Genomic DNA, 1135 nt, shown 5'->3' with positions numbered 1-1135 from the left:
TTTCCATCTTCAGCAAGTATTGCTTTTCATCCATGGCTTCACCCCAAATACCGAACGTTGGAAAGAATCAAGAAAAGGGGGGCTTACCCCCCTTCTTGACGCTATTAGCTTAGAAGTTTAGATATTTCTCAGGAACTTCTACTTCCGTGATTCCCATGTAACCTTTGCCAAATATGTAGGTATCCTGATAGATCAGGAGGTAGTTCTCTTGCTCGATTCCATTGGCATCGACGTAATAGCTTCCATTCCAAGCCGCGCCTGGTGTGTATTCGGCAAATGCCGCCATAATGGCATCGAAGTCGTCAATCTCACATTTGCCTTCGATGACATTCTTGGCATGTTCTGCAAGAGCGGCTGTAGTCGTGTAACCAAGAGAATAAGCCCATGTACCCATTCTCCCTGCCCCACCTTTCGCGACAACGGCTTCTTCTACCTTTGCGAGTATTGCCGGCCAGTTGCCAGTCTCTTCCTCAGTGAAGGAGATACCAAGTGCGCCAGGATAGCCCATGAGAGGAGAAGGAAGATCGGCTTCGATGAAGTAACCGCCAAGTTCGGCAACTCTCTTTAGAAGAGGTTCTGTGTGGGCATCGTTTGTACAGAAGAAGGCGGTCTTTGGTCCATACTCATCAAGCCAGGCAGGGACTTTTTCAAGAATGAACTGTTGTGCTCCTGCGATTCCAACGTCACTGACAGGGTCAGGAGAACCCATATCAATGAACTCGAGGCCGAGTTCTTCACATGCAGCTCTCATGATGTCTCTTCGCTTGGAAAGAAGTTCGTAAGACATGTGCCTTGGGAATGAGATATGCATGAACTTCTCTGCGCCCAGCTGCTTGGCCGTGTAGATTATCAGGTAGCCACGTGCCAGTGAGTCGGCGTTGACGGAAAGATCAGCTGCATCGGCTAGCATTGGAGGATCTTCGTGAGGCAGACCGGCAAGAAGAAGAATGTCTGGTCTTGTTTCCTTGATTCTTCTGAAGCTCTCGACTGTTCCAGGAATTGCCTGGTTGACAATGATAGCCTTCATTAGAGGATCGTCTGCGAGACCAGTTATCTGTGCTATAACTGTCTCTTGTTCAGACATGAAGTTATCAGGGTAAGTAAGATGTACGATCATCCCACCGGAAGCAGCATC

At 48.4% G+C, this 1135-nt stretch carries 1 protein-coding gene; it reads right to left on the bottom strand.

Annotated features, from left to right (window positions below):
- Positions 1-109: 109 nt before the first annotated feature.
- Positions 110-1135: DUF3798 domain-containing protein (locus BG32_RS01085; protein ID WP_121526261.1), on the bottom strand; the 1026-nt coding region annotated here is incomplete at its 5' end.

The sequence above is a fragment of the Mesotoga sp. HF07.pep.5.2.highcov genome (assembly GCF_003666285.1).
GTDB lineage: Bacteria > Thermotogota > Thermotogae > Petrotogales > Kosmotogaceae > Mesotoga > Mesotoga prima.
The sequence above is the reverse complement of the archived record's forward strand: the minus strand, read 5'-3'. Positions and strand labels throughout refer to the sequence as shown.